24 protein-coding genes and 1 tRNA gene are annotated in these 26,933 nt (G+C 64.1%); 7 read left to right on the top strand and 18 right to left on the bottom strand.

All coding sequences use genetic code 11. The features are described from left to right. Positions 1–15 precede the first annotated feature (15 nt). Positions 16–1,140, bottom strand: a complete 1,125-nt coding sequence (locus R6U53_RS03095) for an acyl-CoA dehydrogenase family protein (RefSeq protein WP_410320904.1) — start codon at positions 1,138–1,140, stop codon at positions 16–18. A 63-nt stretch (positions 1,141–1,203) separates the two neighbouring features. After that, positions 1,204–1,956 (bottom strand): IclR family transcriptional regulator, encoded by a 753-nt coding sequence (locus R6U53_RS03100; RefSeq protein ID WP_410320905.1) that lies wholly within the window; start codon positions 1,954–1,956, stop codon positions 1,204–1,206. A gap of 869 nt (positions 1,957–2,825) precedes the next feature. Here R6U53_RS03100 and folP point away from each other — a divergent pair. Further along, positions 2,826–5,273, top strand: coding sequence for a dihydropteroate synthase (folP, locus tag R6U53_RS03105; protein WP_410320906.1), 2,448 nt, complete (start codon positions 2,826–2,828; stop codon positions 5,271–5,273). 12 nt (positions 5,274–5,285) lie between these two features. On the opposite strand, the gene R6U53_RS03110 is transcribed toward folP, so the two are convergent. Further along, positions 5,286–6,341 carry a glycosyltransferase gene (locus R6U53_RS03110; RefSeq protein WP_410320907.1) on the bottom strand — a complete coding sequence of 352 codons (1,056 nt, stop codon included), beginning with the start codon at positions 6,339–6,341 and terminating at the stop codon, positions 5,286–5,288. A gap of 87 nt (positions 6,342–6,428) precedes the next feature. Here R6U53_RS03110 and R6U53_RS03115 point away from each other — a divergent pair, with 87 nt between their 5' ends. From R6U53_RS03115 to ddh, 3 genes are all read left to right on the top strand, one after another. Continuing rightward, entirely contained in the window at positions 6,429–8,225 is a 1,797-nt protein-coding gene (locus R6U53_RS03115) for a S9 family peptidase (protein WP_410320908.1), read from the top strand. 68 nt (positions 8,226–8,293) lie between these two features. After that, on the top strand, positions 8,294–8,875 hold the full coding sequence (locus R6U53_RS03120; protein ID WP_410320909.1) for a GNAT family N-acetyltransferase: 582 nt from the start codon (positions 8,294–8,296) through the stop codon (positions 8,873–8,875). 56 nt (positions 8,876–8,931) lie between these two features. Continuing rightward, entirely contained in the window at positions 8,932–9,858 is a 927-nt protein-coding gene (ddh, locus tag R6U53_RS03125) for a D-2-hydroxyacid dehydrogenase (RefSeq protein WP_410320910.1), read from the top strand. A gap of 24 nt (positions 9,859–9,882) precedes the next feature. Here ddh and R6U53_RS03130 read toward each other — a convergent pair whose 3' ends face one another. The 5 genes from R6U53_RS03130 to R6U53_RS03150 all read right to left on the bottom strand — a co-directional run bounded on the left by R6U53_RS03130 (position 9,883) and on the right by R6U53_RS03150 (position 13,505). Then, a complete protein-coding gene (locus tag R6U53_RS03130; protein ID WP_410320911.1) occupies positions 9,883–10,407 on the bottom strand; it encodes a DUF5813 family protein in 525 nt (174 codons plus the stop codon). A 97-nt stretch (positions 10,408–10,504) separates the two neighbouring features. Further along, positions 10,505–10,589: transfer RNA gene (locus tag R6U53_RS03135), tRNA-Leu, on the bottom strand. A gap of 50 nt (positions 10,590–10,639) precedes the next feature. Continuing rightward, positions 10,640–10,975 carry a ferredoxin gene (locus tag R6U53_RS03140; protein ID WP_410320912.1) on the bottom strand — a complete coding sequence of 112 codons (336 nt, stop codon included), beginning with the start codon at positions 10,973–10,975 and terminating at the stop codon, positions 10,640–10,642. A 74-nt stretch (positions 10,976–11,049) separates the two neighbouring features. Continuing rightward, entirely contained in the window at positions 11,050–12,297 is a 1,248-nt protein-coding gene (locus R6U53_RS03145; protein WP_410320913.1) for a TrkA C-terminal domain-containing protein, read from the bottom strand. After that, positions 12,294–13,505 (bottom strand): potassium channel family protein, encoded by a 1,212-nt coding sequence (locus R6U53_RS03150; protein ID WP_410320914.1) that lies wholly within the window; start codon positions 13,503–13,505, stop codon positions 12,294–12,296. Before R6U53_RS03150 ends, R6U53_RS03145 begins: the two co-directional genes overlap by 4 nt. A gap of 105 nt (positions 13,506–13,610) precedes the next feature. Here R6U53_RS03150 and R6U53_RS03155 point away from each other — a divergent pair, with 105 nt between their 5' ends. Beyond that, a complete protein-coding gene (locus tag R6U53_RS03155) occupies positions 13,611–14,798 on the top strand; it encodes an NAD-binding protein (RefSeq protein WP_410320915.1) in 1,188 nt (395 codons plus the stop codon). Positions 14,799–14,804: 6 nt separating this feature from the next. Here the strand turns inward: R6U53_RS03155 and R6U53_RS03160 are convergent, their stop codons facing one another. From R6U53_RS03160 to R6U53_RS03170, 3 genes are read right to left on the bottom strand one after another with little or no spacing between them, the layout of a single operon-like run. Continuing rightward, positions 14,805–15,530 (bottom strand): nucleoside phosphorylase, encoded by a 726-nt coding sequence (locus tag R6U53_RS03160; RefSeq protein ID WP_410320916.1) that lies wholly within the window; start codon positions 15,528–15,530, stop codon positions 14,805–14,807. Between the two features lie 38 nt (positions 15,531–15,568). Next, positions 15,569–16,429, bottom strand: coding sequence for a carbohydrate kinase family protein (locus tag R6U53_RS03165; RefSeq protein WP_410320917.1), 861 nt, complete (start codon positions 16,427–16,429; stop codon positions 15,569–15,571). A 30-nt stretch (positions 16,430–16,459) separates the two neighbouring features. After that, a complete protein-coding gene (locus tag R6U53_RS03170; RefSeq protein WP_410320918.1) occupies positions 16,460–17,281 on the bottom strand; it encodes a DUF63 family protein in 822 nt (273 codons plus the stop codon). A gap of 113 nt (positions 17,282–17,394) precedes the next feature. On the opposite strand from R6U53_RS03170, the gene map reads away from it, so the two are divergent. After that, on the top strand, positions 17,395–18,288 hold the full coding sequence (map, locus tag R6U53_RS03175) for a type II methionyl aminopeptidase (protein ID WP_410320919.1): 894 nt from the start codon (positions 17,395–17,397) through the stop codon (positions 18,286–18,288). 208 nt (positions 18,289–18,496) lie between these two features. Here the strand turns inward: map and R6U53_RS03180 are convergent, their stop codons facing one another. From R6U53_RS03180 to R6U53_RS03205, 6 genes are all read right to left on the bottom strand, one after another. After that, positions 18,497–18,691, bottom strand: a complete 195-nt coding sequence (locus R6U53_RS03180) for a cold-shock protein (protein ID WP_137275886.1) — start codon at positions 18,689–18,691, stop codon at positions 18,497–18,499. Positions 18,692–18,889: 198 nt separating this feature from the next. Next, on the bottom strand, positions 18,890–19,621 hold the full coding sequence (locus tag R6U53_RS03185) for a universal stress protein (RefSeq protein ID WP_410320920.1): 732 nt from the start codon (positions 19,619–19,621) through the stop codon (positions 18,890–18,892). 2 nt (positions 19,622–19,623) lie between these two features. Further along, positions 19,624–21,081 carry an APC family permease gene (locus tag R6U53_RS03190; RefSeq protein ID WP_410320921.1) on the bottom strand — a complete coding sequence of 486 codons (1,458 nt, stop codon included), beginning with the start codon at positions 21,079–21,081 and terminating at the stop codon, positions 19,624–19,626. Positions 21,082–21,167: 86 nt separating this feature from the next. Then, on the bottom strand, positions 21,168–21,473 hold the full coding sequence (locus tag R6U53_RS03195; protein ID WP_410320922.1) for a putative quinol monooxygenase: 306 nt from the start codon (positions 21,471–21,473) through the stop codon (positions 21,168–21,170). 89 nt (positions 21,474–21,562) lie between these two features. Then, entirely contained in the window at positions 21,563–22,924 is a 1,362-nt protein-coding gene (locus R6U53_RS03200; protein ID WP_410320923.1) for a hemolysin family protein, read from the bottom strand. 112 nt (positions 22,925–23,036) lie between these two features. Then, entirely contained in the window at positions 23,037–24,605 is a 1,569-nt protein-coding gene (locus tag R6U53_RS03205) for a spermidine synthase (protein ID WP_410320924.1), read from the bottom strand. Positions 24,606–24,692: 87 nt separating this feature from the next. On the opposite strand from R6U53_RS03205, the gene R6U53_RS03210 reads away from it, so the two are divergent. Next, positions 24,693–25,145: a PPOX class F420-dependent oxidoreductase gene (locus R6U53_RS03210; RefSeq protein WP_410320925.1), complete on the top strand. Its 453-nt coding sequence runs from the start codon at positions 24,693–24,695 to the stop codon at positions 25,143–25,145. Between the two features lie 23 nt (positions 25,146–25,168). Here the strand turns inward: R6U53_RS03210 and R6U53_RS03215 are convergent, their stop codons facing one another. Continuing rightward, positions 25,169–26,593, bottom strand: a complete 1,425-nt coding sequence (locus tag R6U53_RS03215; RefSeq protein ID WP_410320926.1) for an FAD-dependent oxidoreductase — start codon at positions 26,591–26,593, stop codon at positions 25,169–25,171. Positions 26,594–26,933 lie beyond the last annotated feature (340 nt).

Here is a 26,933-nt window from a genome sequence, read left to right on the forward strand (position 1 = left end):
GCCGCCGTCTGCACCTCACCCGTCGAGGTGCCGCGAGATGATCTCCTTTTGAACCTCCGATGTCCCCTCGTAGATCGTCGTGATCTTCGCGTCCCGGTAGTACCGTTCCACGTCGAAGTCCTTGGTGTAGCCGTAGCCACCGTGGACTTGGACGGCCTCGTTCGCGACGTCCACGGCCGTCTCGCTGGCGAAGTACTTCGCCATGCTCGCGGCCATCGGATCGATCCCGTCGTCGTTCTTTTCGGCCGCGTCCCTGGTCAACAGCCGGGCCGCCTGCACGTCCGTCGCCATGTCTGCGAGTTTGTGCGCGATCGCTTGGTGTTCGGAGATCGGTTTGCCGAACTGCTCTCGCTGGTCGGCGTACTCGACGGCGGCGCTGAGGGCGGCCTCGGCTACGCCGACCGCCTGACTCGCGATGGCGATCCGGCCGCCGGTGAGGATCGAAAACGCCGCCTTGAGGCCGTCGCCGACCTCGGTGAGTCGGTTCTCGGCGGGGATCCGTGCACCGTCGAAGATCAACGTCGTCGTGTCGCTGGCTCGGAGCCCGAGTTTGTCCTCCTTTTTGCCGACCTCGAGGCCGTCGGTGTCCTTCGGAACCAGAAACTGCGTCACCGTGTCGGGGTCGTCCCGGTCGGTCTTGGCGAAGAGGACGACGACGCCCGATCGCTGACCGTTCGTGATCCACTGCTTCGTCCCGTCGATGACGTACTCGTCGCCCTGCTTGCGGGCTTCGGCCGTCATTTCGGCGGGATTCGACCCCGCCTCGGGCTCCGAGAGCGCGAACGCCCCGACCGGCCGACCCGCCGCCATGTCGGGGAGCCACGCTTCCCTGTGGGCGTCCGTGCCGAACATTTCGATACACGAGGTCGCGAGACAGTGCACCGAGAGCGCGGTCGCGACCGAGAGGTCGCCCTTCGCCAACTCCTCGTTGACGATGCTGTAGGTCAGTTGGTCGGCGTCGAAGCCGCCGTGCTCCTCCGAGACGGTGAGGCCGGTCAGGTCCAACTCGGCCAGTCCGTCCCAGACGGTCTCCGGAAACGTCTGCGTCTCGTCGGCCTCGGCGGCGGCCGGACGCACCTCGCGGTCGACGAACTCCGCGACGGTATCCGCGATGAGTTGTCGTTCGCTCGCTGTCGTCATACCAGTATATTACCGCCCGGGCTGATAATTCGTACGGGTTCATTCACGATACCCATCACGCCATCACACGTAATCCATGTTCACCTGCGTGATGTTCGCCACCCGCCGGATCGTCGGCAGCATCTCCTCGCGTCGCTCCTCCGTCATCCGGCTTTCGGGTCCACAGACGCAGATCGCTCCTCGGACGGTGTCGCCCCGGTCGAGGACGGGGACGGCGATACAGACGAATCCCGCGATGCGCTCCCCCCGGTCGATCGCGTATCCTCGCTCGCGGATGGTCTCGAGCTGTTCGAGCACGACGTTCCTGTCGGTCGTCGTCCGCTTCGTGATCGGCTCGAAGGCCTGCCGGTCGAGGAGCGTTTCGAGGCGGTCCGGTGAGACATGTGCAAGAATCGCCTTACCTCCCGCGTTCGCGTACAGCGGGACGCGGGCACCGGGGTATGCCGGTAGGTCGACCGCCTGCTCGCCCTCGGCGACCGCCAACAGCACGCCGTCGCCCCCCTCCTCCACGATCAGCGTGGCCTGCTCGCCCGTCTCCTCGGCGGCGGTGGACAGTTCCTCGGCGACCGCCGTGTAGATCTCCCGCTGGCGTCGATCTCGATGGCCGATCTCCAGAAACCGCGTCGAGATCCGGTACTCGGTCCCAATTTTGACCACGTGACCGGTCGAGCGAAGCGCCTGCAGGTAGTCGTGGACAGTGCTCACCGGCAGATCGACCGCCGCTGCCAGTTCGGAGACGCCCATCCCGTCGTGCTTCGAGAGCGCATCGACGATCCGGAAAGAGCGCGTGACGGACCGGTTTTCGGCATCGGGCATGTCCCTACCCGCGTGCCGCGGAGAATTAATGGTTTCGACTGAGTCGAAATATTTTGTTCACCACGCGACCACTAGACACCGCAGAGGTCGTCGGGTCTGCGTACTCGATATCGGAACACGTCTGTCCCCTTCGTTGCGCCCGAATCCTCTCCGATACGACGCGACGCGCTTTGACCGTCGTCGGTCGTAGCGACTGGTACGTTCGGACTCGGTAGCCCCGAAATCGCGTACGACGGACCTCCGTTGCCGATCCGTCGCCGTCTAAGTACATCACTCGACGTCCAGAGCCGAGGGAACTGCTCGTGTACCCCTCGCTGTTTTCGGGCTAACCGAATAACCGTTCGGATTACCGACGGCAAGCCGCGGATCGCGTTTACATAACAGGTATAACGACGTTAGCGTATACGACGCTTCTTCTCCGATGGCAGTCACGTTCGCCACGCCTCCCTGGTCCGCCCCCGACGGTGCCCAACGGAAATATATAATATTTATAAGAATTATTTTCATCTGATATTAATACCCTCCTCGTTTTCGCAGTAGCATTCTCACCGGGGGTTTCGTCACGTTACACGACCCTCTATCGGCGGGTCATTTCCATATTGTTTTTATATTTTTGCCGTACCACGTACTTTATACGCATAGTTCTACGTTTTCGGCCAAAATAACATAAAATTCGTGCCTGAACGGATTCGTATGCAACTGCGATCTTCCGCGTTGTCGACGGATTCGACTGGCTGGCCGTCCTCCGTATATCATATAAGCCAAATATTTATTTCTTCTAATTATATTTTAATTGTTATATCTGGTCCTCTCGCATCCCGACGACGGAAAGCGAAAAGGGATAAACCGTTCGCCACACTTCCATCGGTATGGAGTACTACGAGGCGGCGAATTTCCTGTTCGGCCTTCGGCGGTACCCGTCCCGGACGGGTGTCGCTCCGACCCGACGGCTGCTCGACCATCTCGGGTCTCCGGGAGACGATCTCCGGATCATCCAGATCGGCGGGTCCAACGGCAAGGGAAGCACCGCCCGTATGATCGAGTCCGTCCTCCGCGAAGCCGGATACGACGTCGGACTGTACACCTCGCCACACCTCGACGACCTCCGCGAGCGGGTCCGGATCAACGGTCGCCCGGTCACCAAAGCCGCTGTCTGCAGGTACGTTTCCGAGATTGAACCGTACGTACGCGAGGAGACGGTCGACGGCGATCCGCCGACGTTCTTCGAGGCAGTGACGGCGCTCGCCGTCCGAACGTTCGAACGCGAGAACGTCGACGTGGCCGTCGTGGAGGTCGGAATCGGCGGCAAACACGACGCGACCAGCGCACTCTCCCCCGACGCCGCCGCGGTGACAAACGTCACGCTCGAACACGCGGATCTCCTCGGCGACACGATCGAGGAGATCGCCCTCGACAAGGCCGCTATCGCGCCCGAGAGCACCCCCCTCGTGACGGCTGCGACGGGGGCGGCCCTCGACGTGATCGACGCGGTTGCCGACGAGACGCTTCGGGTCGGCGGTCCGGACGACGAAGTCGAGGTGGCGGTCGTCGACGAGGGTCGAACCGGTGTCGAACAGGGTGTGACGATCACCGCCACCGACGGCTGGCGCGTTTCGACGGCGCTCCCACTCCTGGGAGGCCACCAGTGTGAAAACGCCGGGATCGCCGCCGCACTCTGCCGCCAGATCGGCGACGTGACACCCGGGGACGCGGCCCGTGGGCTCCGAAACGCCCACTGGCCGGGGCGCTTCGAGGTGATGGATCGCGATCCGCTCGTCGTCCTCGACGGCGCGCACAACCCCGGAAGCTGTGTTGGCGTCGCGAACACGCTTTCGACGTTCGAATACGACGAGTTACACCTCGTTTTCGGCGCGATGTGTGACAAGGACGTCCCCGAGATGGTCGCGGCGCTGCCCGCGGCGGCGGCAGTCTACGCCTGCCGTCCAGATTTCGATCGAGCCGAAACCACCGACTCTCTCGCCGCGATCTTCGAGGCCGACGGGCGATCCGGATCAATCGATCGACACGACACCGTCTCCGGGGCGGTCGAATCGGCGCTCGCCGCCGCCACCGCGGACGACGCGGTCGTCGTCTCCGGATCGCTCTTCGTCGTCGCCGAGGCCCGCAGACGGTGGACTCGAACCCACGTCACGAGCCGAGTTCCCGACGGCGACGCGGCGGCCGAACTCCTCGAAAGGGCCGACGTTTTTCCGGGGGCGGTTCGCCACCTTCGAGACGACGGCGTTCACCACGTCGTCACCGCGCGCGTTCGCCCGGCGCAGGCCGACCGCATCGAGCGTGAACTCCTCTCTCTCGGCGGCGAGTGTGCGATCTCGGCCGTCGACGCGGAGTCGCACGAACTCGTCGACGCGGTGTTGATGGGGACGCGCTCGCAGTTCGACCGATTGCTCGAGACCCTCGGCGAATTCGGATCGGGTCCCTCCGCGGTCGCGGCGGGGCTCGAACGGGAACTCGACCGTCTCGACCGACCAGCGAACACTCCCTGGGCCGACAACACCGCCGTCATGGGTATTCTCAACGTGACGCCGGATTCGTTCTACGACGGCGGCCGCTACGAGACGACCGACGATGCGATCAACCGAGCCGAGCGGCTGATCGACGCCGGGGCGGACATCGTCGACGTCGGCGGCGAGTCGACGCGCCCCGGCGCGGAGTCGGTCCCCGTCGACGAGGAGATCGACAGGGTGGTCCCGGTCGTCGACGCGCTCGCCGAGGTCGACGCCGCCGTCTCCGTCGATACCCGCAAGGCGGCGGTCGCCCGCGCCGCACTCGACGCCGGGGCGGACATCCTCAACGACGTCTCGGGGCTCGAAGACCCCGAAATGCGGCTAGTCGCCGCCGAATACGACGTTCCGGTCGTCGTCATGCACTCGATACACGCCCCCGTCGATCCCGACGCCGACGTCGAATACGACGACGTGGTCACGGACACCATCGACGCGCTCGACGAGCGGGTGTTACTCGCCGAGAAGGCCGGGCTCGACCGCTCGCAGATCGTCGTCGACCCCGGAATCGGGTTCGGCAAATCGATCGCCGAGAACTTCGAGTTGCTCGGCCGACTCGACGAGTTCCGTTCGCTCGGCTGTCCGGTGTTGGTCGGTCACTCGCGAAAGTCGATGTTCTCGCTCGTCGACCGGGGGGCGGCCGACGAGCGACTCGCCGCGACCGTCGCCGCGAGCGCGCTGGCGGTCGAGCGCGGCGCCGACATCATCCGAGTTCACGACGTCGCCGAGAACGTCGCCGCGGTGAAGACCGCGGCCGCGACCGCCGATCCCGATCGGTTCGACGCCCAGTGATTCGGTCGACTCTCAGCGCGCTTCGACGCCGAACCTGCGGAACAGGTCGACGTATTCGCCCATGATCGCGGCGTCGTCGAACGATCGAAACGTCTCGTCGATGTCGCGGAAGCCGAGCCGCCACGACTCTTCGATCGCCTCGTCTAGGGCGTCCATATCGGTTACCCTGATGCCGCGCTCGCGGCGTTCGACCAGTTCGTGCGCGCTCGAATCGCCCTGTATCTCGACGACGCCGACGCAGCCACAGGCCAGCGCCCACAGCAGTTCCCGGGCGAACGTTTGCCGACGGGCGGTCTGGACGAAGGTGTGTGCGCCGCGGTAGACGGCGATCCGCTCCTCGCGGGAGAGATCGCCGACGAACTCGACGCGATCGTCGATCAGGAGATCGCGGGCCTGCGTCTCGTATCCAGCCCGCTCGGGCCCGTCGCCGATCACCGTCGCCGTCCAGTCGTCCCGGTTTCGGAGTTCCGCGAGCGCCAAGAAGAGATCCTCCAAGTTCGAGTCGTCGTCTAACTCCGCCGCGTAGGCGATCTCGCGACGCTCGCCGGGTGCGGTCGACGGTATCTTCGAGAAGTCGATTCCGTCGGGAACGACGACCGTGTCGTCCTCGCTGGCGCCGCACTCGCGGACGCGGGTTCGCTGAAACGCGGAGGGCGTCACGATCTGCGTCGGCAGACTCGCGGCTCGCCCGAGCCACCGCGAGTCCACGCTTTCCGGTTCGTCGCCGTACCAGTCGCAAAACAGCGGGACGCGAGCGATCCGGGCCCCGAGCCACGCCGCGACCACCGCCTCCGGCGGCGAGGCCGAGGTCACGATCACGTCCGGATCGTATCGAGCGAGCAGACCGGGCAACCGCGTGTAGTACAGCGCTGAGTGCTCGAAGGTGACGCCCTCGTGGCTGAGGCCGTTGATCTCGATCCGGCGGCTGGCCCCCTCCCACCAGGGGAGACAGTAGACTGTGACCTCGTGACCGCGATCGTCGAGCTCGAGGGCGAGCCGTCGAAGCCGGTCGGCACCGGGGCGCGCCGATTGCGGGGGCGGATCCCTGAGGACGACCGCGATTCGCATACGACGGGCGACGACGGCCTCTGGCAAAAAGGGCCCGGAACGCGGTAGGGGCGAACGGCTAATACTCGTCCGCTCTCACGGACGCGTGTGTACGAGTACGACATCGAACGCTACCTGAACGTTCGAAACGCCTTCGGCGCGGCCTTCCGAACCGACGGGGCCCTTTCGTTTCGAATGGACACGACGGGGACGCCACAGCTGTGGACGATGGCCGGGGCGGACGGGTGGCCGACACAGCGGACCTTCTACGATGAGCGCGTCACGTTCGCCTCGCCGTCGCCCGAACGCGTCGAGACGATCTTCGGCATGGACGAGGGCGGCAACGAACGGCAGGGGCTGTTCCGTCTGGATGACGACGGCGTGGTGACCCCGCTGACAGAGGCCGACGCGAAACACCGGTGGGGCGGGTGGAGCCACGACGGCGAGCGCTTCGCGTTCGCCTCGAACCGCCGAGAACGCTCCGTCTTCGACATCTACGTCCAACCCCGCGACGGCGGCGACGAGGACGCCCGCCGCCTCCACAAGGGCGGCGGCTGGCTGTCCGTCGCAGGCTGGTGCCCGGCCGATTCCCGCCTGCTGGTCCACGAGGCCCGATCGAACTTCGATCAGGACGTCTACGTTCTCGACGCGGAATCCGGCGACCTAACCCATCTTACCGATCACGACGGGGACGTCCGGTACACGAGCCTCTCGTGGGGCCCCGACGGCGGGGGGATCTACTGCTGTAGCGACCTCGACGGCGACACGCTCTCGCTCGTGCGCCTCGACGCCACCGACGGATCGGTTTCGACCGTCGAGGACGGCGGCTCGTGGAGCCTCGACGGCGTGGCGATCGACCACGAGACCGGCCGCCTCGTCTACTCGCGAAACGTCGACGGCTACACCGAGTTGACGGTGGGCGATCTCGTCGGGGCGACGGAAATCGATGCGGGACCGGCTCTCGATTTGCCGTCCGGAATCGCGGGCGGCGTCTCCTTCGACGAGGGGGCCGAGCGGTTCGCCGTGACGGTCACCGCCGATACGGTCAACGCGAACGTCTACGTCGTCGACGTCGAAACCGGCGAGGCCGAGCGCTGGACCCACGCCCCGACCGCCGGCATTCCGGACTCGACGTTCGTCGAGTCAGAACTCGTCCGCTACGGGACGTTCGACGATCGCGAGATCCCCGGGTATCTATCGATTCCAGACACGGTTCCCGAAGACGGCGCGCCGACCGTGATTGACATCCATGGCGGACCCGAGAGCCAGCGACGGCCATCTTTTTCTGCCGTGAAACAGTACCTCCTCGCGCACGGGTACGCCGTCTTCGAGCCGAACGTCCGTGGTTCGACCGGCTACGGGCGATCCTACGCCGCCCTCGATGACGTCGAGAAACGACCGGATTCGGTCGCGGATATCGATGCCGCCGCCGGGTGGCTCGACGATCACCCGGACGTGGACGGAGAGCGGTTAATTCTCAAGGGCGGCTCGTACGGCGGGTTCATGACTCTCGCCGCGCTGACGGCGTACCCCGATCGGTGGGCGGCCGGGATCGACATCGTCGGCATCGCCAACTTCGTCACGTTTCTCGAGAACACCGGGTCGTGGCGCCGAGCGCTCCGGGAGACCGAGTACGGCTCCCTCGAAGAGGACCGCGAGTTCCTCGAATCGATCTCGCCGATCAACACGATCGACCGGATCGAGGCCCCGCTTTTCGTTCTCCACGGCGCGAACGATCCCCGCGTCCCCGTCGGCGAGGCCGAGCAGGTCGCGGCGGCAGCCGAGGACGCCGGCGTCCCCGTTCGAACGCTGATATTCGACGACGAGGGGCACGGTATCTCGAAACTCGACAACCGGATCGAGGCGTACACGGCGATCGTCGATTTCCTCGACGAGCACGTCTGACCGTTCGGATTGGCCGGTGACGGCTCGGAGGGGGAACGGTTTTGCATCGCCGCCTCCTACGCCGTCGCATGTACGTCCGGGACGCGAAAAATCGCGACGAGGCCTGGCTGTTGGAGCACATCGAGGCGATGGACCTGGACGAGACGGCGTTTCGGTCCCGCGATTACGTCATCGCCGTCGACGAGGCGTCGAACACGCGGGCCGGGTTCGGTCGGATCAGGGTCCACAAGGTCGGCGACCGGGAGGTCTGCGAGCTGACGAGCATCGGCGTGTTGGACGGGTGGGAGCGCCAAGGAGTCGGCGCGCACGTCATCGAACGACTCATCGACGGCGCGGAGGCAGAGGGGTTCGATCGCGTCTACTCGCTCACGAGCGCCCACGAGTATCTCGGGGAGTTCGGCTTCGAGGGCGTCCCCGAGGCCGAACTCCCCGAGGTGCTCGCCGACCGCCTCGAAGCGAAGCGAGCCAGTCTCGATCCGGACGCGGTTCCGATGGTGATAGCGACCGACGAGTTTCGGATGCCCAATCGGCTCAGAGAGCGTTTCAAGACCGCTGCGGACATCGACCCCGAACCGGAACCCGAGGAGACGCCCGAGGATTTCGGCATCGACCCCGAGGAGGCGACCTACAAGTACGATACCGGACGCTGACGGCACTCCGATCGATTCGCCGGCCATTATATACCCCTCGCCCGCGAACGACCGGCATGCGCTTGACCATCGGCATCCACGACTCGGTCGACGCCGTCTTTCCGCCCGAGGAACTCCGCGATGTGCTTTCGACGGTCGACGCCGACGTCTCCATCGTCTCTTCCGACGAACTCGGCGACCACGACGCGCTCGTTACCCTCGCGTACGACGACCGATTTCTCTCCGCGGGTCTCGAGTGGATCCACTCGATACAGGCGGGTGTCGACCGATTCCCGTTCGAGACGCTCGAGGCCGACGGGATCGCACTGACCAACAGCACCGGTATTCACGGCGACACTGTCGGCGAGACGGTTCTCGGATACATGCTCTCGTTCGCCAGGGGACTGCACCGCTATCGCGATCGACAGCGCGATCGCGAGTGGACCAAACAACCGTGGAACGTCCCGTTTAGTCTGTCCAACTCGTCGGTCTGCGTGGTCGGACTGGGAACGCTCGGTTGCGGCGTCGCCACGCGGGCCGCGGCCATCGGGATGGACGTCGTCGGGGTGAAACGGACGCCGACGCCGGTCGACGGCGTCGAGACGGTCTATCCGTCCGGGAGACTCGAATCCGCGATCTCCGACGTTCGCTTCGTCGTCCTCACCGTCCCCCTGACCGACGATACCCGGGGACTCATCGGCGAGGCCGAACTCGCCGCGATGGGGCCCAATTCCGTGCTTGTAAACGTCGCTCGCGGGCCTGTCGTCGACGAGGGGGCGCTGATAAACGCACTCGAAACGGACGCGATCGGCGGCGCGGCGCTGGACGTCTTCGAAACCGAACCGCTGCCGTCCGACTCACCGCTTTGGGACGCGGAGAACGTCATCGTGACGCCCCACGTCGCCGCGGCGACGGAGGCGTACTACCGCCGGATCGCGGCGCTCGTCGAGGAGAACGCCATCCGATACGCCGCCGATGACGCGCTTACGAATCGGGTCGTCTGATCCACAACGCGCATTCAGCCGCGATCACAGCGGCATCGGCCCGCTCCTGCCGTCCGCGTCGGCGTCGCTCCCTGACCGGGCCCGCGAGAGCAACTCCGCGACCGGCGATCGGTACTCGTAACCCGGGACGATGCCCTCCATGTACGTCCCCTCGACGTACTCGGTGATCGTTTTCGCGATGTCCGGGACCTGGTCGACGTTCCCCCACTCGAAGTCGAAGACGGCGACCGCGTCGCCGGCTTCCTCGAACACGCGGCGATCCTCGAACTCGACGTCCTGTCGAACGGCCATCCCCGCGTCTTCGAGCCGTCGTTCGTAGGTCTCGAACCAACCCTCCTCGACCGCGGGCCCGACTTCGTCCGCCGTCGCACTCGAGAGCATCGGGGCGCGAACTTCGAGCGTGTAATACAGCGCCCAGTCGTCGGTCTCGTCGGCGGTCACGCGACCATCGAACTTCGTCGTCGTCACCTCGAACCACCGGCCGTCGCGCTCGAAGGCGGCGTGCCCGTCGAAGGCGCGGACGGCGCGGTCGGGAAGTTCCTGGCTCATTGGGTCCCGATAGGATCCGTCGGTTAAAAAGTGCGTCGTGAGACCGTCGGCTATACGCTCGTTTTCGAGATCGCTCCCGACGGTCGCGTTCTCGCCATGCGAGGGGAGGGATTCGAACCCACGGACCCCTACGGGAGCGGATCTTAAGTCCGCCGCCTTTGTCCAAGCTCGGCCACCCTCGCGCAACCGAACCTGAGACGTGGCGAGGAATGTGTGTTTCGGTCGTCGGCCGTCACCAATCGACCGAGAGCGTCCCGTCCCCGTTCGGGTCGGGTGCGATCTCCTCGTTCGTTCGGCGGTCGACGACGTGGATGACGCCCCGATCCTTCTTGGCCGGACACTTCTCGGCGGCGTCGATGTTGTGTTCGAGATCCGCTTCGTCGAAGAAGTAAACCCTCGGCTTCGCGATACCGGTCGTGATGTCCATCGTCCAGTTTGCCGAGACCTCGGCGCATTTGCCGGCCGCGATGCACTTGTTCGCCTCGAAGATGATCTTGTAGGGGGCCTCCTCGATCGGCGGGGCGTCCCCTTCGCCGATCTCGCTCGGATCGATGGGTTCGTCGGCCATACCTCGATTCAGGCGTCGTCGGATTTGGCTCTGACGGATTTCCGGTCGGGCACTCGGTACTGGTCCCCCAGCGATCAGTCGTCCGAACTCGATCGGGCGTCGGCCGCCGTCGTGGTTGCCGAGGTCTCTACCTTCCGCAGCCGATCCGGGCGGCCGATCGCGTACAGCGTGTCGCCGACGGCGATCTCTCGGTGGCGAGTCGGGATCGCGACGATCTCGCCGTCGGCGGTCCCGACCGCGACGACTGCGACGTCGAGCGAACCGACCGGATTTCCGACCAGCAGGCTCCCATCCGCGATGGTCACGACGCCCATCGTCTCCTCCGCAGTTCGGAGTTGGGAGGCGAACTCCCGGTCGGCGCGGACTTCGATCGGGAGTGTCACGAGGCGATAGCGGCGATCCGTATCGAGGCGTCTGGCGTCAGATTCGTCCATCGCGAGGGTCACGATATCGCCCGCAGTCCCGCGGATCTCGGCGTTCGTCACGCGCTGGGGTTTCGTTTTCGAGTTCGCCGTTGCGTCCGTCTCCACATCCGCGTTTGGGACCGAACCCGGAGTCGATCCGGCGTCACCGCTCGTCCACACCTGTACCGCATCGCCCGGACTCGCGTTGTTGGGTGGGTCGGCCCTGACGGCCACCGCGGCGCTCCCCGGCGGAAGCGTCGCGCCGATCCCCGATTCGCGCCCCCCCAACGCGAGATACTCGACCGTGGCGTCCTCGGCGAAGTCGACGTCGACGTGTCCGACGCCGTAGTCCGTCCGGAGCCGATCGGCGAACCGCGTCCGAAGCTCTTCGAGCGTCAGGCGTCTCGGGAAGACGAGCGTGTGGCCGATCAGTTTCTCCTTCGTCGCCGCGTCCACCGGATCGTAGCCGTCGATGTCGCCGATCTCCTCGGGCAACTGGACCGTCGTGACCCGGCCGACGGTTCGAACGATGCGGCTGACGTCGCTATCGAGGCTCTTCGCGCCCGAGACGGCGAAGACGTCCACGCCGAGTCGATCGCCGAGGCGGCCACCGCCGGCCGCTGCCACGCCCGCGAGCAAGAACGTGACCGTGTTGAAGATCGCCGTCTCCACGGCGAGCAGTTCGACCTGGCCGCCGATCACCTCGCCGAGCGCGCCGGCGGTGTTGAGATACAACGCGACAACGCTCAGACTGACGAGTACCGACAAGCCGTCGGGAACGCGCGTACCGGCGTACCACCGATGTACGAAGCCGACGAGTGTTCCGGTCGCCACGGAGACGACGACGAGGGCGGACACTCTGGCGATATCGATCAGGAGCTCGTCGATGAGCCCCAGCTGGCCGGCGGGAATACTCACGTCACCCCCTCCTCGAACGCGTCGAGTGCGTCGCGTTTTCCGACCACGAACAGTTCGTCGCCCACCTGTAGCTCGGCCTCACCGCGCGGTGCGACGAGCCAACCGTCGGGTCGTTTGATCGCGAGGATCGCGACGCCGTACGCCTCTCGGACGCTCAACTGACCGATCGTCTGGCCGGTTAGCTCGCCCCTCGGCTTGACCGAGATCGTTCGGAAGCGTTTGCCGGCGCGCCGAAGCAACGAAATCAACTCGAACTCCCGACGGGTTCCCCGTGACGTGACCATAACCTTCGCTCGCACCGACTCCAACAACGCCCTCGCCTTCGACCGATCCACGGCGACCGTGATTCTCCCGTCGCCGCCGGTCGCCGTCGGCGCGGTGGTCGTCGGCAGCGGTGTCGGATCGATCGTTCCACCGTCCGTTTTGGCCATCTCCTCATTTTTCACCGACGACTTCGCGGCGATGACCGTCCCCGCGAGCTCGGTCTCACCCATCATGACCGTGACCTCGTCACCCCGGGCCAGCCCGGTCGGAACCAGTGTCTCGACCGAGACGGCGCGCTTTCGGGCCGGTATGCGCTTTGAAATCCCCGATAGCGGCGGGGCCGCGATCACCGAGGCTCGGCCGTGGTCATCGATATTCACCGAAATATCCGCGAGATCGAGTTCGGTCCGAAGCCGCTCTTCGAACCGCGTTTCGAGCTCGGAGATCGGCAGATCCGCGGGCAGCCGCCAGTCACCGTTCCGGATATCCGATCGCGTCTCCTCCGAGAGCGGCGGATAGCCCTCCATATCGACCACGTCGCCGATGACTTCGATCCGCACCTCGCCCCGCGAGCCGATGAGCTCGACGACGTCGCTCGATAGTGTCCGATCGCGGAGTTTCCTCAGCGAAAGCCGCTTCGGGACCGACGCCCCCATCTCATCCCCCTTCGAGTGGGCGTACATCGCTAGCATCATCACGACGATCAACGCGACAATAACACGAGATCCCGACTGGATGACTGCGGGGTCGTTCAGGGCCAACAAGCCGCCGTTGATGCCCGCGAGCGCTAGGGCGAGCACGACGACACCGAGAGCGGGAATCGAAACGCCGGTCACGTATTTGAATATAAATCCGAGTCCCCACGAGACGAGGGCCGGAAACATCCCGGTTAACACGCCGAGATAAATGCCGAGGAGGATCTCGACGGGAAGCGGCTGTGTCATGGCTCGTATCTCTGGGGCCACTAATATACGATTGTCGACACCCGGGCCCCGTATCGACGCGCAAACGATGGCTTATTATCGACACGTGGGCAAGCGGATGCTGTAATGGGGGCCACCCACACGCCCGGGGGCGATGACGGCGCCTCGCCGACGCTCCTGCGGACGCACGCCGCGGTCTTTCTCACTGGTCTCGTCGCCGTTCTCTCGGTTATCACCGGTATCGTCAACATCGGTGCGACGGCGATCTCCGGACCGCTGGCCCTGTACATCCCGGAGATCGTGGCTCGGACGGCCGGATTCACCGGGACGATGACCGGCTTTCTGATGTTGTTGAGCGTCTACGGCCTCCAGCGCGGCTACCGGATCGCGTGGTACTCGGTCATCTTTTTGCTTCCGGTCACGGGGCTGCAGGGGTTGGCACAGTCGAGCGTTCTGTCCTTTCCGCTCGTCGTGACGTCCATCGTCGCGTTCCCGACCGTCTTCGTGAACCGAGGGTATTTCACCCGAAACGTCGATCTCTCGTTGACCCAACTCGCCTCGCTCGCTGCCATCCTCGCCGTCCAGGTGTACGGAACCGTTGGCACCTATGCGCTCCGCGAGGAATTCAACGGCGTCGACACGGTACTCGACGCGTTCTACTTTACGCTCGTCACCGCCTCGACCGTCGGCTACGGCGATCTCACGGCCACCTCGCAGTTCGGTCGGCTCTTTTCGATGTCCGTCCTTCTCACGGGGGTGGCGAGTTTCGGTGTCGCCCTCGGTACCCTGCTCGGTCCGCTGATCGAAGCCCGTTTCGCAACCGCACTCGGAAACATGAGCGACAAACAACTCGACCTACTGGAGAACCACTACATCGTCACCGGCTACGGCGATCTGACCGAACCGATCCTCGAGGCGCTCGACGACGCCAACGCCGTCGTCATCGTCAGCGATCCCGAAGACGCCAAACGGCTTCGCGACCGCGGTTACGAGGTCGTCACCGACGATCCGAGCGACGAGGAGCCCCTTCGACGGCTGCACATCGAACGGGCACGCGGGCTTATCGTCGCCACGGAAAACGACGCCGAGGACGCGATGGCCATCTTGACCGCTCGGGAACTCAATCAGGAACTTCGGATCGTTGCGGCGGCGACCGACCGCGAGAACGTTCGAAAACTCAAACGCGCCGGGGCGAACACCGTCTTGAGCCCGTCCGTGCTCGGCGGTCGACTACTCGTCGAATCGGCTTTCGGGACCGACGAGACCGAACGCGCCGTGGATAAACTGTTGGGCGATTGGGAAAACGGAGAATAACTACCGCTACAGTTCCGTGACGGCGTCGAGTGCGATTCGAATCGCACGCCCGACGTTATTCTTCGCCTTCTCGGGGAGTTCCTCGGCGTCCGTCTCGCCTTTCTGTGTCCCCGCGACGAGGTTGCCGTCGACCGTACAGATCGCTCCCGCGGCGAGTCCCTTTCGGCGGGCGAGCGTGAACAGCGCCGCCGCTTCCATCTCGACGCAGAGCAGCCCCGCCTCGGACCAGGCGTCGACGTACTCGTCGCTCTCGGCGTAGAAGGCGTCGTCCGTCGCGATGGGGCCGACGTGAACGGGCGCGTTTCGCGTCTCCGCAGCGTCGACGAGCGTCGAGAGCACGTCGTAATCCGGGACGGCGGGGACGGTTGCGGCCTCGTAGCGCTTTGTCGTTCCCTCGTCTTTCGCCGCGCCGGTGGCGACGATCATGTCCCCGATCTCGATGTCCGACTGGAGCGCGCCGGTCGTGCCGACGCGGATGAACGTCTCGACGCCGACGGCGGCCAACTCCTCGGCAGCGATGGCGGCCGACGGCGAGCCGATCCCCGTCGAGCAGATCGACAGCTCGCGGCCCCCGTAGGTCGCGTTGACGAGCTTGTACTCGCGGTTCTCGGCGACGGTTCGGGCGTCGTCACAGTGGTCGGCGATCCGGTCGACGCGGCCCGGGTCTCCGGGCACGAGCGCGACGTCCGCCAACTCGCCGGACTCGACCAACAGATGTGGTTGTTTCGCCATATCGGTGACTCGACGGGTAGGCTCAAAAGTCGGTCGGGTCACCGATCTAGCATCGACTCGATCCGCTCCCACGAGAGGTTCGCGTCCGGACCCTCCTCGCCGACGGCGAGCGCACCGCAGGCGTTACCCACTCCAAGCGCACGAGCCGGCTCGCGCTCGTCGAGCCAGACGGTCAAAAACCCCGCCGCGAAGGCGTCCCCGGCGCCCGTCGTATCGGCGACGGCTCCGACGTCGATTCCGCCCGATTCGACGACGCCGGCGGGTCCCGACCACCTCGCACCCTCCGCACCGAGTTTCGTCACGGTGACGGGTACGTCCACGTCCAGTGTCTGCGCCTCCTTCTCGTTGACTAAGAGTACGTCTACGTGCTCGAACACGGCGTCGTACGCTCTGTCCGCACCCCGACGTCCCGGGTCGAAACTGACGACGGCGTCGGCTGGCGCTCGCCGTGCGAGCTCGGCCGCCGTCTCGGGACGCTGCCCGGTGAGGTGGAGCGCTCCCGCCGTGTCGAGCGTCCCCGCTGGCAGGTCGTCGGCGCCGAAGGATTCGTTGGCCCCGTCGGTCCCGAGCAACGCGACCTCTCCCGCGCCATTCACGAGGACGTACTTGACTGTCGTCGGCGCTTCGGCGATCCGAACGTGGGGCTCGACGCCGGCTTCCTCGAGACGAGCAGTCGCTTCGGATCCCCGCTCGTCGTCGCCGGCAGCACCGAGCAAGTGGGCGTCCTCGCCCAGTTCGGCGAGGCCGACCGCGACGTTCGCGGCGCTGCCGCCGCCGGATTCGTGTCGACGCTCGATCAGCCCCTCGTCGCCCGGCGTCGGCAGCCGATCGACGTGGAGTCGAACGTCCCAGTTGATATGTCCCGCACAGACGATGTGCATCGCTCGGGTCCGGTGCATCGACTCTCTCCGATCGTTTGTGTTTTTCGTCTAGGCGATGGCGAACAGAACGAGGTTGTGAGCGCCGGGGCCAAGTCCAACGGCGACGACGAGCCCGAGGAGCAGATAGCCTTCGGTCGGTTCGGCGCGGACGTACTCCTCGAAGAGGACGACGATCAGCGCGCCGAGCCCCACCTTCACGAGCGCGAACAGCCAGCCGGCCCCGATCAGCTCCGCCGTCGGCAGCGCCGCGCCGGCTTCGATGATGAGCCGCGACAGCGGGGTCTGTTCGCCGAACCCGAGCAGATCGTAGCCGACGGCCGTCGAGACGCCGTCGAGTGTGTGCCCGAAGACGGCCGATGCGCCGACGGTTCCCGTCGCGTGTACGTCTCGGAGACTTCGTACTCCGGTCCAGACCGCGGCGGCGACGCCGATCGAGACGATCAAAATCACGATCGAGATGATCGGGCTCGCGCCGACCGTGTTCGGCGTGGGGCCGACGGCGGCGATCGCGACGGCGACGAGCAGCACGAGACTTCCGCATCCCGCCAGTATCGCCGGCGCTCCCGTCGGCTCCCACGTATCGGCCGGCCGATCCGCAACGGCGGCCCAGAGGAGCGACGCGAGCACGCCCGTGGTGACGTAGACCGCCGGTGAGCCGAACAGGGGAGCGATCGAGTCCGGCGGTATTCGGGCCTGATACAGCGCGTACAACGCGCCACCGCCCGCCATCCACGGCGTGAGGGCCGTTACCGTCGCCGCGGTGACTGGCGGTCTGCGACGATTCAACGCCGCGAGGGCGACGGCTATCGCGACGACGAGCGCCGCGAGATACGGAAGGGCGGGCAACGAAAACCCGGTCGGAAGTACCACTGTTTCAAACGGGCGCCCCGGCGGTCGAAAGCGTTGCGGTTGCGTCGAACCGGCGTCCCCCTCGTTCGAATTCGAACGCAACCCCTTTTATTCGACCCGGCGAACGACGGGGTATGAGCGTCGATCTCACCGACGAGCAATACGAGAAACACCGCGAAGCCGGCGAGATTCTCGCACAGGTGCGCGACGAAGCCGCCGACCGAGTCGAGGTCGGCGCACGCCATCTCGACATCGCCGAGTACGCCGAGGATCGTATCCGCGAACTCGGCGGCGAACCGGCGTTCCCGGTCAATATCAGTGTCGACGAGGAAGCCGCCCACGCGACGCCGGAACCCAACGACGATTCGACGTTCGGCGAGGAGATGATCAATCTCGACATCGGCGTCCACGTGGACGGCTGGCTCGCCGACACCGCCGTCACCGTCGACCTCTCCGGAAATCCGGACCTCGCGGAAGCGCCCGGGGAGGCGCTCGAAGCCGCGATCGAGGTCATCGAACCGGGGATTCAGACCGGCGAGATCGGCGCCGAAATCGAGTCCGTCATCGACGGCTACGGCTACAATCCGGTGGTCAATCTATCGGGTCACGGACTGGGTCACTGGAACCAACACACGGAGCCGAACATCCCGAACCGCGCGGTCGAACGGGGCGTCGAACTCAACGTCGGCGACGTCGTCGCCATCGAACCCTTCGCGACCGACGGGAGCGGCAAGGTCAACGAGGGTGCCGACGAGGAGATCTTCGCCCTCGAACGGGAGGCGAGCGTGCGAAACCGCGACGCTCGTCAGGCGCTCGAACAGATCGTCGAACAGTTCAAGACGCTCCCCTTCGCCCGCCGGTGGCTCGACACCCGCCGAGCCGAGATGGCGCTTCGGCGGCTCAAACAGCAGAACGTCGTCCACGGATATCCCGTCCTCAAGGAGGACGACGGATTCCTCGTCAGTCAAAAGGAGCACACGGTTATCGTCACCGAGGGCGGCTGCGAAGTGACGACGCGCCCGCAGTGAGTCCCGGGCGACGCGCTCACTGGTCTTCCGTCTTCGATACGAGTGTCCAACTGCATGACATCGGACGATGCGCTCGATCAATATCACCTATCGTCTCGGATACCGCGCTCGTGGCTAGATACGCCGTTGTACGAACGTGCCGCCCGCTCGGCCCGTAATAAAACGCAGAAGTTTTGTTGTGCCGCCAAAGGCGGCTGTTCGTAATCGATTATACGCGGACGACGTTCGTCGCGCGGGGGCCCTTGGGGGCGTCCTCGATTTCGAATTCGATCTCGGTCCCTTCCGTAAGATCCTCTCCGCCAACGTCTTCCATGTGGAAGAACACGTCCTCGTCGGAGTCCTCAGTCGTAATGAAACCGTAGCCGCCAGTGTCGTTGAAGAAATCAACTTTTCCGTCTGCCATTGCAAATAAAAGAATGGTGAGTACACGTATAAGGCCTTCGAATGTCTGTCCAGATCTCGGTCTATGAAAACTATTCAATAAATATGTTCGTCAAGCGATCGAACGACCATTCCGTCGGTTCGGCGCTCCGAAACCGACTGGTCCGTCGGAAGGCGACCTGAACACCGACCGATCGGGGCTTTGCGTCCCGGCAGACGATCAGTCATGAGCGTCCCCGCCCGGTCGCTCCCGCTGGACGACGAACACCGGGCCGAGAAACCGTTCCGCGACCTTGTCAGCCGGGAGACCAAAGACGAACGTCGCGATCGATGGATCCGATTCACCGATAACGACGACGTCGAACAGCTCGGCGGTCTCCGTGATCGAATCGAGCGGCTTCCCTCCGTGTCTAATCGTGAGCGTAATCCGCTTTGGGCCGATGCCCTGTTCTGCCAGTCGGGCCACGAGTCCATCGAGCAACGTCCGAGCGTCCTCGTTACTCTCCCCCTCCTCGGTGATATGGTACAACGTCACCTTGACATCGGTGTCAGCGAACAACCCCGAGACGACCCGAGCAATGCGATCGAGACCAACGGTACCACGGATCGGAACCAATACGTTCTCTATACGCCCGACTGCATCCGGATCCAACACCGCGAGACAACCGTGTTCGTATATCACTCGATCGATCGTTTTCTGCCCGTCCCGAGTGAACACGAGTTGGGTCTCGACCGTCGCACCGGCTGATTCGAGTAGTTCTTCGAGTTCGTCGAGGCGATTTTGCGCCTGCGATTCGAACTGCATTTGCATTTGTCCCGGTGTGGTCTGTTCCGGGACGACGTGATAGCCGAGCAAGACGACGTGGGTGTTCGCGAGCAGTTCGGGAATCCCTTCCGGCAGCGATTCACCTTCCAGCACGCGCACGGGAACGAGTATTTTGGTTGTTTGCATGATCAGAACGCTCCTTTGAGTTCGACCGTTCCAGCGTAGTACCGATACCACAGATACGAAATGAGCATGACGACGACCCCGATGCCGATCGAGGCGGGTCGCATGAACGCGACCAATCCGAAACTCGCCACTGCCCCGATCACCGGTAGAGCCGGGACCCCGGGCATTCGATAGCTCGGGTCGTACCACGGAGGATCGCGTCGTCGAAGGACGATCACGGCGACGCAGATCAGTCCGTACATGATCAAATGGAGAAACGAGGCGACTTCCGCGAGGAGTTCGACCTGCCCCGTCCCGACGAGAAGCAAGATCGGGGCGCCAGCCGCGAGCAACGCGATGTGCGGTGTTCCGTATCGGAGGTTCACCTCGCTCGCACGTTTCGGCAAGAGCGCATCGCGGCTCAGTGCGTAGACGGTTCGAGAGGCGCTGAGAATCGACGCGTTCGCGCTCGAAAACGTCGCCAACAGGCCGGCGAGGAGAATCGCGACCGCGCCGGGGCGACCGAGGAACTCCCTGGCGACCTCGACCATCGCGGTTTCGCCGAACTCCGAGAGCCGCTCTGCACCGAACGCGCTCGTCGCGACGAATATCGTCACGACGTAGAGTACCGCGACGACGAGCACCGATCCGACCATCGCGAGCGGAAGATTCCGGCTCGGCTTTTGAATATCGCCCGCGACGGTCGCGACCTGTGCGAAGCCGAGATACGACGTAAAGACGAGCGCGGCGGTGCTAAACACCGGAAACACCCCTCTTGGAAAGAACGATTCCGGGGCGGTTTCGCGACCGAACACGCCGAGCGCATCGAGGGATCCATACGAGAGAAACAGCGTCAGAATGATGAGCAAGATACCCACGACGAGATTCTGTATCTTGGCGGTGTTTTCGGTCCCGCCGATGCTCAACCCCGTCAGCGCGATACCGAACAACAACCCGAGCGGGACGACCGGGCTGATCGAAAGAACGAGCCCCACTTCGGCGAAGATAGCCGCGGCGTAGTGGCCCAATCCAACGAGATAAAACGCCGACGCGAAGACGAGTCCCAGCCACAGTCCGAGACCGACGACTGACCCGTACGCCGTCCCCATGCTCCGGGAGACGAAAAAGTAGCCGCCCCCACTCCGCGGCATTGCGGTCGCGAGTTCGGAGGTTGGCAAGGCGACGAGCAGAGCGATTACACCGCCGATAGCAAACGAGAGGGCCGCGGCTGGACCGGCGTTTCCGGCCGCCAGGCCCGGAAAAACGAATATCCCTGCCCCGATCATCGTCCCAACCCCGATCGCGAGACCACCCGTGAGGCCGATCGTCCGCTCGAGTTCGGTTTCGCCGGCGTGAATCGTCGCCTCGTCACTGATCGACTCCGGGTCGATCTCGGGTGACTCACCCCCGACGTTCGCGCCGCTCGATTCGGGTGGTACGCCCGCTTTTTCCTCAAACCGGTCGACGTCCCCATCCACCATATGAAAAAGGGCTCCGAATAGCCACATAAATCTGGTGGCGACTACCCGCCTCCGGGACTGCAGCGGTATCGCCGTCGGCCGGGGCGCTACAGTTCGAGTTCGGTCGCGTCGCTGACAATAAAGCGCGTCGCCTCGGGCTCGCCGCCCAACAGTTCGGGTAACTTCGCCTCGAAATTCTGGAAGTGTTCCGTCCCGATGTGGGCCTCGAACGCGTCAGCGTCCTCGTAGCGCTCGATGAACCGGATGTGGGTATCGTTTTGAACGTCGACCGCGGCACGGTAGTCGACCATCCCCGGCTCGCGGTTCGATTTCTCGACGAGTTCGTCGACCAGTTCGAGCGCTTCGTCCATCCGGTCGGGGTCGATCGGAAACATCGCGTGAACGACAAGCATGATTCGAGCGTACTCTCCGAACCGAACATATTCACGTTACTGGATCAGGACATTTGTGCCTCGAAGACGTACCCGCCGTATGGATCCCGTCAGTTCGTCTCGGTCCCGTCGTCTTCTGGCTCACTCTCACCGTCCTCACTCGCATCACTCTCGCGAACTACCAGCGTCGAAATCCGGGCCCCGTCCATCCGTACGACCTCGATGACATGCCCATCGATCTCGATGTGATCACCGGATTCGGGAACGTGCCCGAGGTGGTCCAGCACGGCCCCTCCGATCGTCTCGAATCCATCGCTGTCGAAGGTCGTGCCGAGCGACTCGTTGACCACCGATAACGGAACGCTGCCGTCGACGTCGTATCCCCCGTCATCGCGCTTCTCGATCGTGTGTTCGCGCTCGTCGGTATCGAACTCGTCGCGGAGGTCTCCGACGATGGCTTCGACGACGTCCTCCACCGTGGCGATCCCTTCGAGTGCACCCCACTCGTCGACCACCGCAGTCATCTGTTGGTGCTCGTCGCGGAACTGCAACAGGAGTTCGTTTATCGCGATGGTCTCGGGGACCATGAGGATTCCTCTCGCGAGATCCGCCGCCGTGACGTCGGCGTCGCCCATCTCGCTCGCGCGTAACGCGTCCTTGACGTCGACGAATCCGACGATCTCGTCGTCGTTCTCGGAATCGATGACTGGATAGCGGGTGTGTCCGGCGCTGAAGACGATTTCTCGCAGTTCGTCGAGCGAAGCGTCCGCCGGCACGCTCACCACGTCCGGGCGGGGGACCATAACCTCTCTGACGGTGGTGTCGTTGAGGGCGAACACGCGCTCTATCATCTCGACCTCCGAGACGTCGATGTGACCCGCTTCGCCGGATCGAGCCAGCACCCGCCGAATCTCGCGCTCTTTGAACGTCTCGTCCGTTTCCGAAGCCGGTGGGACGCCGATCATGCTCGTGAACGCGTTGGCCGTTCCGTTGAACACGACGAGGCCGGGGTAGAAAATGTAATAAAAGAACTTCATCGGCGGCGCGACGAGCAGCGAGATCCGCTCGGCCTGAGCGATCGCGATCGTCTTCGGCGCGAGTTCACCGAAGACGACGTGAAGGAAGGTGATGATTCCGAACCCGATCGCGAAGGCGACGAGATGAATGAGACTCGCCGGAAGGAACGCTTCGAGTGTCGGTTCGATGAGCGCCGCGACCGCGGGTTCGCCGACCCACCCCAGTCCGAGCGATGCGATCGTGATCCCCAGTTGGGTGACCGCGAGGTAGTCGTCGAGACTATCGGTTACTTCGGTCAGCGTCTTCGACCCTGCAACGTCGTCCTCGGCCAGCCGTTCGACGACGGTCGAGCGGATTCTGACGAACGCGAACTCGGAGGCGACGAAGAAGCCGTTCAACAGCACGAGAAACAGCGCGAGAAGGATCTGCCCAACCGAGAGCGCAACGTCTACCATCGTCGTCTCCCGGCACTTCCGATCGGTGATTGGGGATCGGCCATACCTCCCGTTCTCACCGATCCTTGAAAACGTTGGCTAGGGCGAAAGACAAACGCGCGTACGCTTCCGATCAATCGGCGGTGCTGTTTTCGGCGGGTGACTGCTCGATGACGTATCGTTGTCCGACCATGGGGTCGAGCAGGCTATCGACCGGCGCGTGGTCGTCCGTCAGTATCGGCACGTCGTCGGTCGGTTCGCTGTCTCGGTAGGATTCGATCTCGTCCCCGAGTTCGATTCCGATGTCCCGTTCGGCGTTCCGCGCTTGCAGTTCCGATTCCGTCACTGTCTCGGGGTTTTTCGACGCGACGACCTCGATGTTCTGGACGACTCCCGGTCCGGCAGTCGGGAAGCTGTACACCTGCGGAAACACCTGCTGCATCGTCCGGTACTCGGCACGGTAGAACTCCGAAGCCGGACCGCTCGGCGCGGAGATGACGTTCGCAAAGAGAAACCCGTCTTCGGAGAGGCGGTCGTCGGCCAGTTGCATGAACTCGACTGTGGTCAACTCGAACGGTACTTTGTCCTTTTTGTACGCGTCCAACACGATCAGATCGTACGTTTTGTCCGTCTCTTGGAGATACTGGCGACCGTCGTCGTTGTATATATTGAGCCGGTCGGACTCCTCGACCGCAAAGTACTCCTTCGCGACGTCGATGACCTCTGGATCGATCTCGACCACGTCGACGGTCGCGTTGTATTCGGTCGCGAACCGCTTCGGCCCGGTGAACCCGCCACCGCCGACGAACAACACCCGATCGATTTCGTCAGGATCTTCGGCGAACAGATACGGCATGTGGAAGTATCGGGTGTACTCGAAGACGTGCCGGTTCGGGTCGTTCAGATCCATCGCGCTGTGCCGTTGGCCGTCGAGATACAGTGTCCGGGTATCCCCGAGATCGGTCACTTCGAGTTCCTGATACGGCGTCTGCGTCTGATAGACGATCTGTCCGCCTGTCGAGATGCCGACCGCACCGCTGCTGATCGCCGCCACGAGAAGGATCGCGACGCCGACGGTGGCGAACAGCGGTTCGCGGTCCATCGACGGAAGAAGGATGAAAAACGCCGTGCCGACGAGCAGCGCTCCGAAAAGAAATCCGATCATCTCGATGCCGAGCGAGGGGATGAGGAGGAACGTCGTTCCGAACGCGCCGAGGATGCTGCCGACGGTCCCGACGGCGTACACCCGTCCCGACGCTTCGCCGACTGCCTCGGTGTCGGAGAGTTCGGCCGCGTACGGACTAATAAAGCCGAGGAGGTACGTCGGCGGGCCGAAAAGCAGCGTGATCGCCGGAAGCGATGCGAATCGACTCGGTAGCGGGAACGCCGACCCCACGGCCAACAGTTGATCACCGGCGAAGATCAACAGAGCGACGTAGGCGGCGGTCCCGAGCAGGAGCCACGACAGTCGGTCGACGCTCGCCCGTTCGGCGGCTCGCTTGCCGCCGTAGTGGTAGCCGAGGCTCAACGCCGCGAGGAACACGCCGATGATACTTCCCCACGTGTAGATGCTGCTGCCGAATTCGGGGGCGACCATCCGCCCCGCGAGGATCTCGAGTCCCATGCTCGCCACCCCTGAGACGAACACCGCGAGTTCGGGGGCCGACACCCGGTCAACGGACCGACCCAGGGACGACGTCATGTACTAACCGTACGGTGTTTCGGAAATAAACCTTGGCGAAGCCACTCGCCGACACTCTCAAGTCGCCGCCCCGTCTCTCCCACGTCGATGTCAACGATCCCCGAGGATTTCCACGACCTCTTCGAGAAACGAACGTTCGCACACTTCGCGACACTCCTACCGGACGGGCGGCCGCACAACTCGGCGGTCTGGATCGACTACGATCCCGAAACCGACCGCCTGTTGATCAACTCCGAACGCGGCCGACGGAAGGTTCGGAACGTCGAGAACGATCCCCGCGTGAGCGTGAGTATGATCGACCCCGACTCCCCATATCGACGGATGACCGTCGTCGGGACCGTCGACAACGTCGTCGAAGAGGGTGCTCGCGAGCACATAGACCAACTCTCACAGCGCTACTCGGGCCACGACTACCCACATCCGGTCGATACGGCTCGTGTCATCATCGAGATCAGGCCCGATCAGGGGGTGGGTCAAGAGTACGTCGGCGATCGGTCGGAGAGCGAATTACGCTCGGTGAGTTTCAGCTACGAGACGTAAGCGTTCGTCGCTACTGTCCCGATTCAGTCGTCGCTCGCGGGCACGTCCTCCAATGTGTCAGAACTCCTAGCGCCGTTGGCGGCGTTCGACCCGTCGAAGTCGGGCGAACCGTCCGCGCGTGGGAAGTTGTCGATCGTGTCAGCACGGAAGACCGATTCGTCGAACTCGTACTCCCCGTCGAAGAAGTCCATCAGAGTCTGCGTATCCTTCATCGCGTTCTTGAGACACGTCGATGCGCCCGGAGACGGGGTGATGTTGAAGATGATGTCCTCGCCGACGATCTTCGCTTCGCCCATGTCGAGTGACTTGTTGTTTGTGTCGACGATCTGGGGACGGACGCCGCCGTACCCCTTCGCGCGCTCGATGTCGTCGAGTTCGACGCTCGGAACGACCTTCTGGACGTGGGGAAGGAACGCTTTGGGTCCGACCTTCGGTAGATCGTACAGGAGGTTCTTGAGGACATAGGGGAGGAGGATCCGATCCGAGAGGATGTTGGCGTAGCTGAGGAATGCGGCGGCGTTCAGTCCGAACACGTCGAAGAAGTCGCTCACAGTCGAGATCCGGCCGCGTTCGAGCGTCGGCACCAGTTTCGCGGTCGGTCCGAACCGCGTGATCGAGGGGTCGTGAACGTCCGCGTCGCCGTGGACGGCGGCGAACGGGAGCTTCTTCATTTGGAGGGTGTACACTTTCCCGTTCAGCAGATCGTCCGCGAGGAAGAAGCTCCCGGCGACGGGGAGCAACACCTTGTCCTCGCCGTAGCCGAGTTCCTTCGCGATCTGGAGGCTGTGGGAACCGGCGGCGACGGTGGCGACGTCACAGTCGAATCGACCGGCGTCCGTCTCGAGGGTGTACCCGTCCAGCGTCGGCGTGATGTCCGTCATCTCCGTGCCGGTGTAGACGTCCACACCGTCTTCGTCCTCGGCGCGTTCGACGAGCGATTCCGTCACGGCACCGTAGTCGACGACGTAGCCGTCAGGCGTCTGGAGGGCGAGCATCTCCTTTCCGGGATCGCGGTCCTTGACGACCTTCGGCTCCAGTTCGGCGATCTCCTCGCGGCCGATCGCTCGAAGCTTCGGGAAGAGGTCGCCGAACCCCTCGTCGTCGTAGCGACGTTCGAGCTTCTCGACTTCCTCGTCGCCGACGCCGAGCACCATCTTGCTCCGCTTTGCGTGCATCTCGCGGTTGCCGTCGTAGTGTTCGAGATAGCCCGCGAGAAGCTCCGCGCCCTCCTTGACCTCCTCGGCCTTCTCGAGGGTGTAGTTGGTCTCGATGTCGCCGAAGTGCAGCGTCTGGGAGTTGTTCGTTCGGTGAGTGTTGATCGCGGCGATCTCCGGTTCCTTTTCGATCAGTGCGATAGAGTCGATGTCGGTGAACTTCGCCGTCGTGTACAACAGCGACGCGCCACTGATTCCGCCACCGACGATGATGAGGTCGTACTTACCAGACATGGTTTCGGATCGGTATCTCGATGAGTGTGCTCCTGACTGATAATGTATCTTCTTTCCGCATCGATGATCGACGAAACGGTATTCGACAATGTAACATCACGAGGATGCCCTCCTCCTTGTTTTCGTCCGTGACCTCCTTCGACGTCGGACAACCGAGCGAGTTCGTCTGACTCGGTTCAGCGGCCGACGAACGCCTTCTCATCCCCCACTCGCCCGTGGAACGCTCTCGTGTACGATTCGAATCGAATCCCTCGGCTCCGATCGCTCTGAGGGTTCGCATCGTCGACGGGCCGGTCCGTGGGGACAACGACGACGACGATGCGCCACCGGTCGCGGTTTG

Source organism: Natronomonas sp., from assembly GCF_046483325.1.
Lineage (GTDB): Archaea > Halobacteriota > Halobacteria > Halobacteriales > Haloarculaceae > Natronomonas.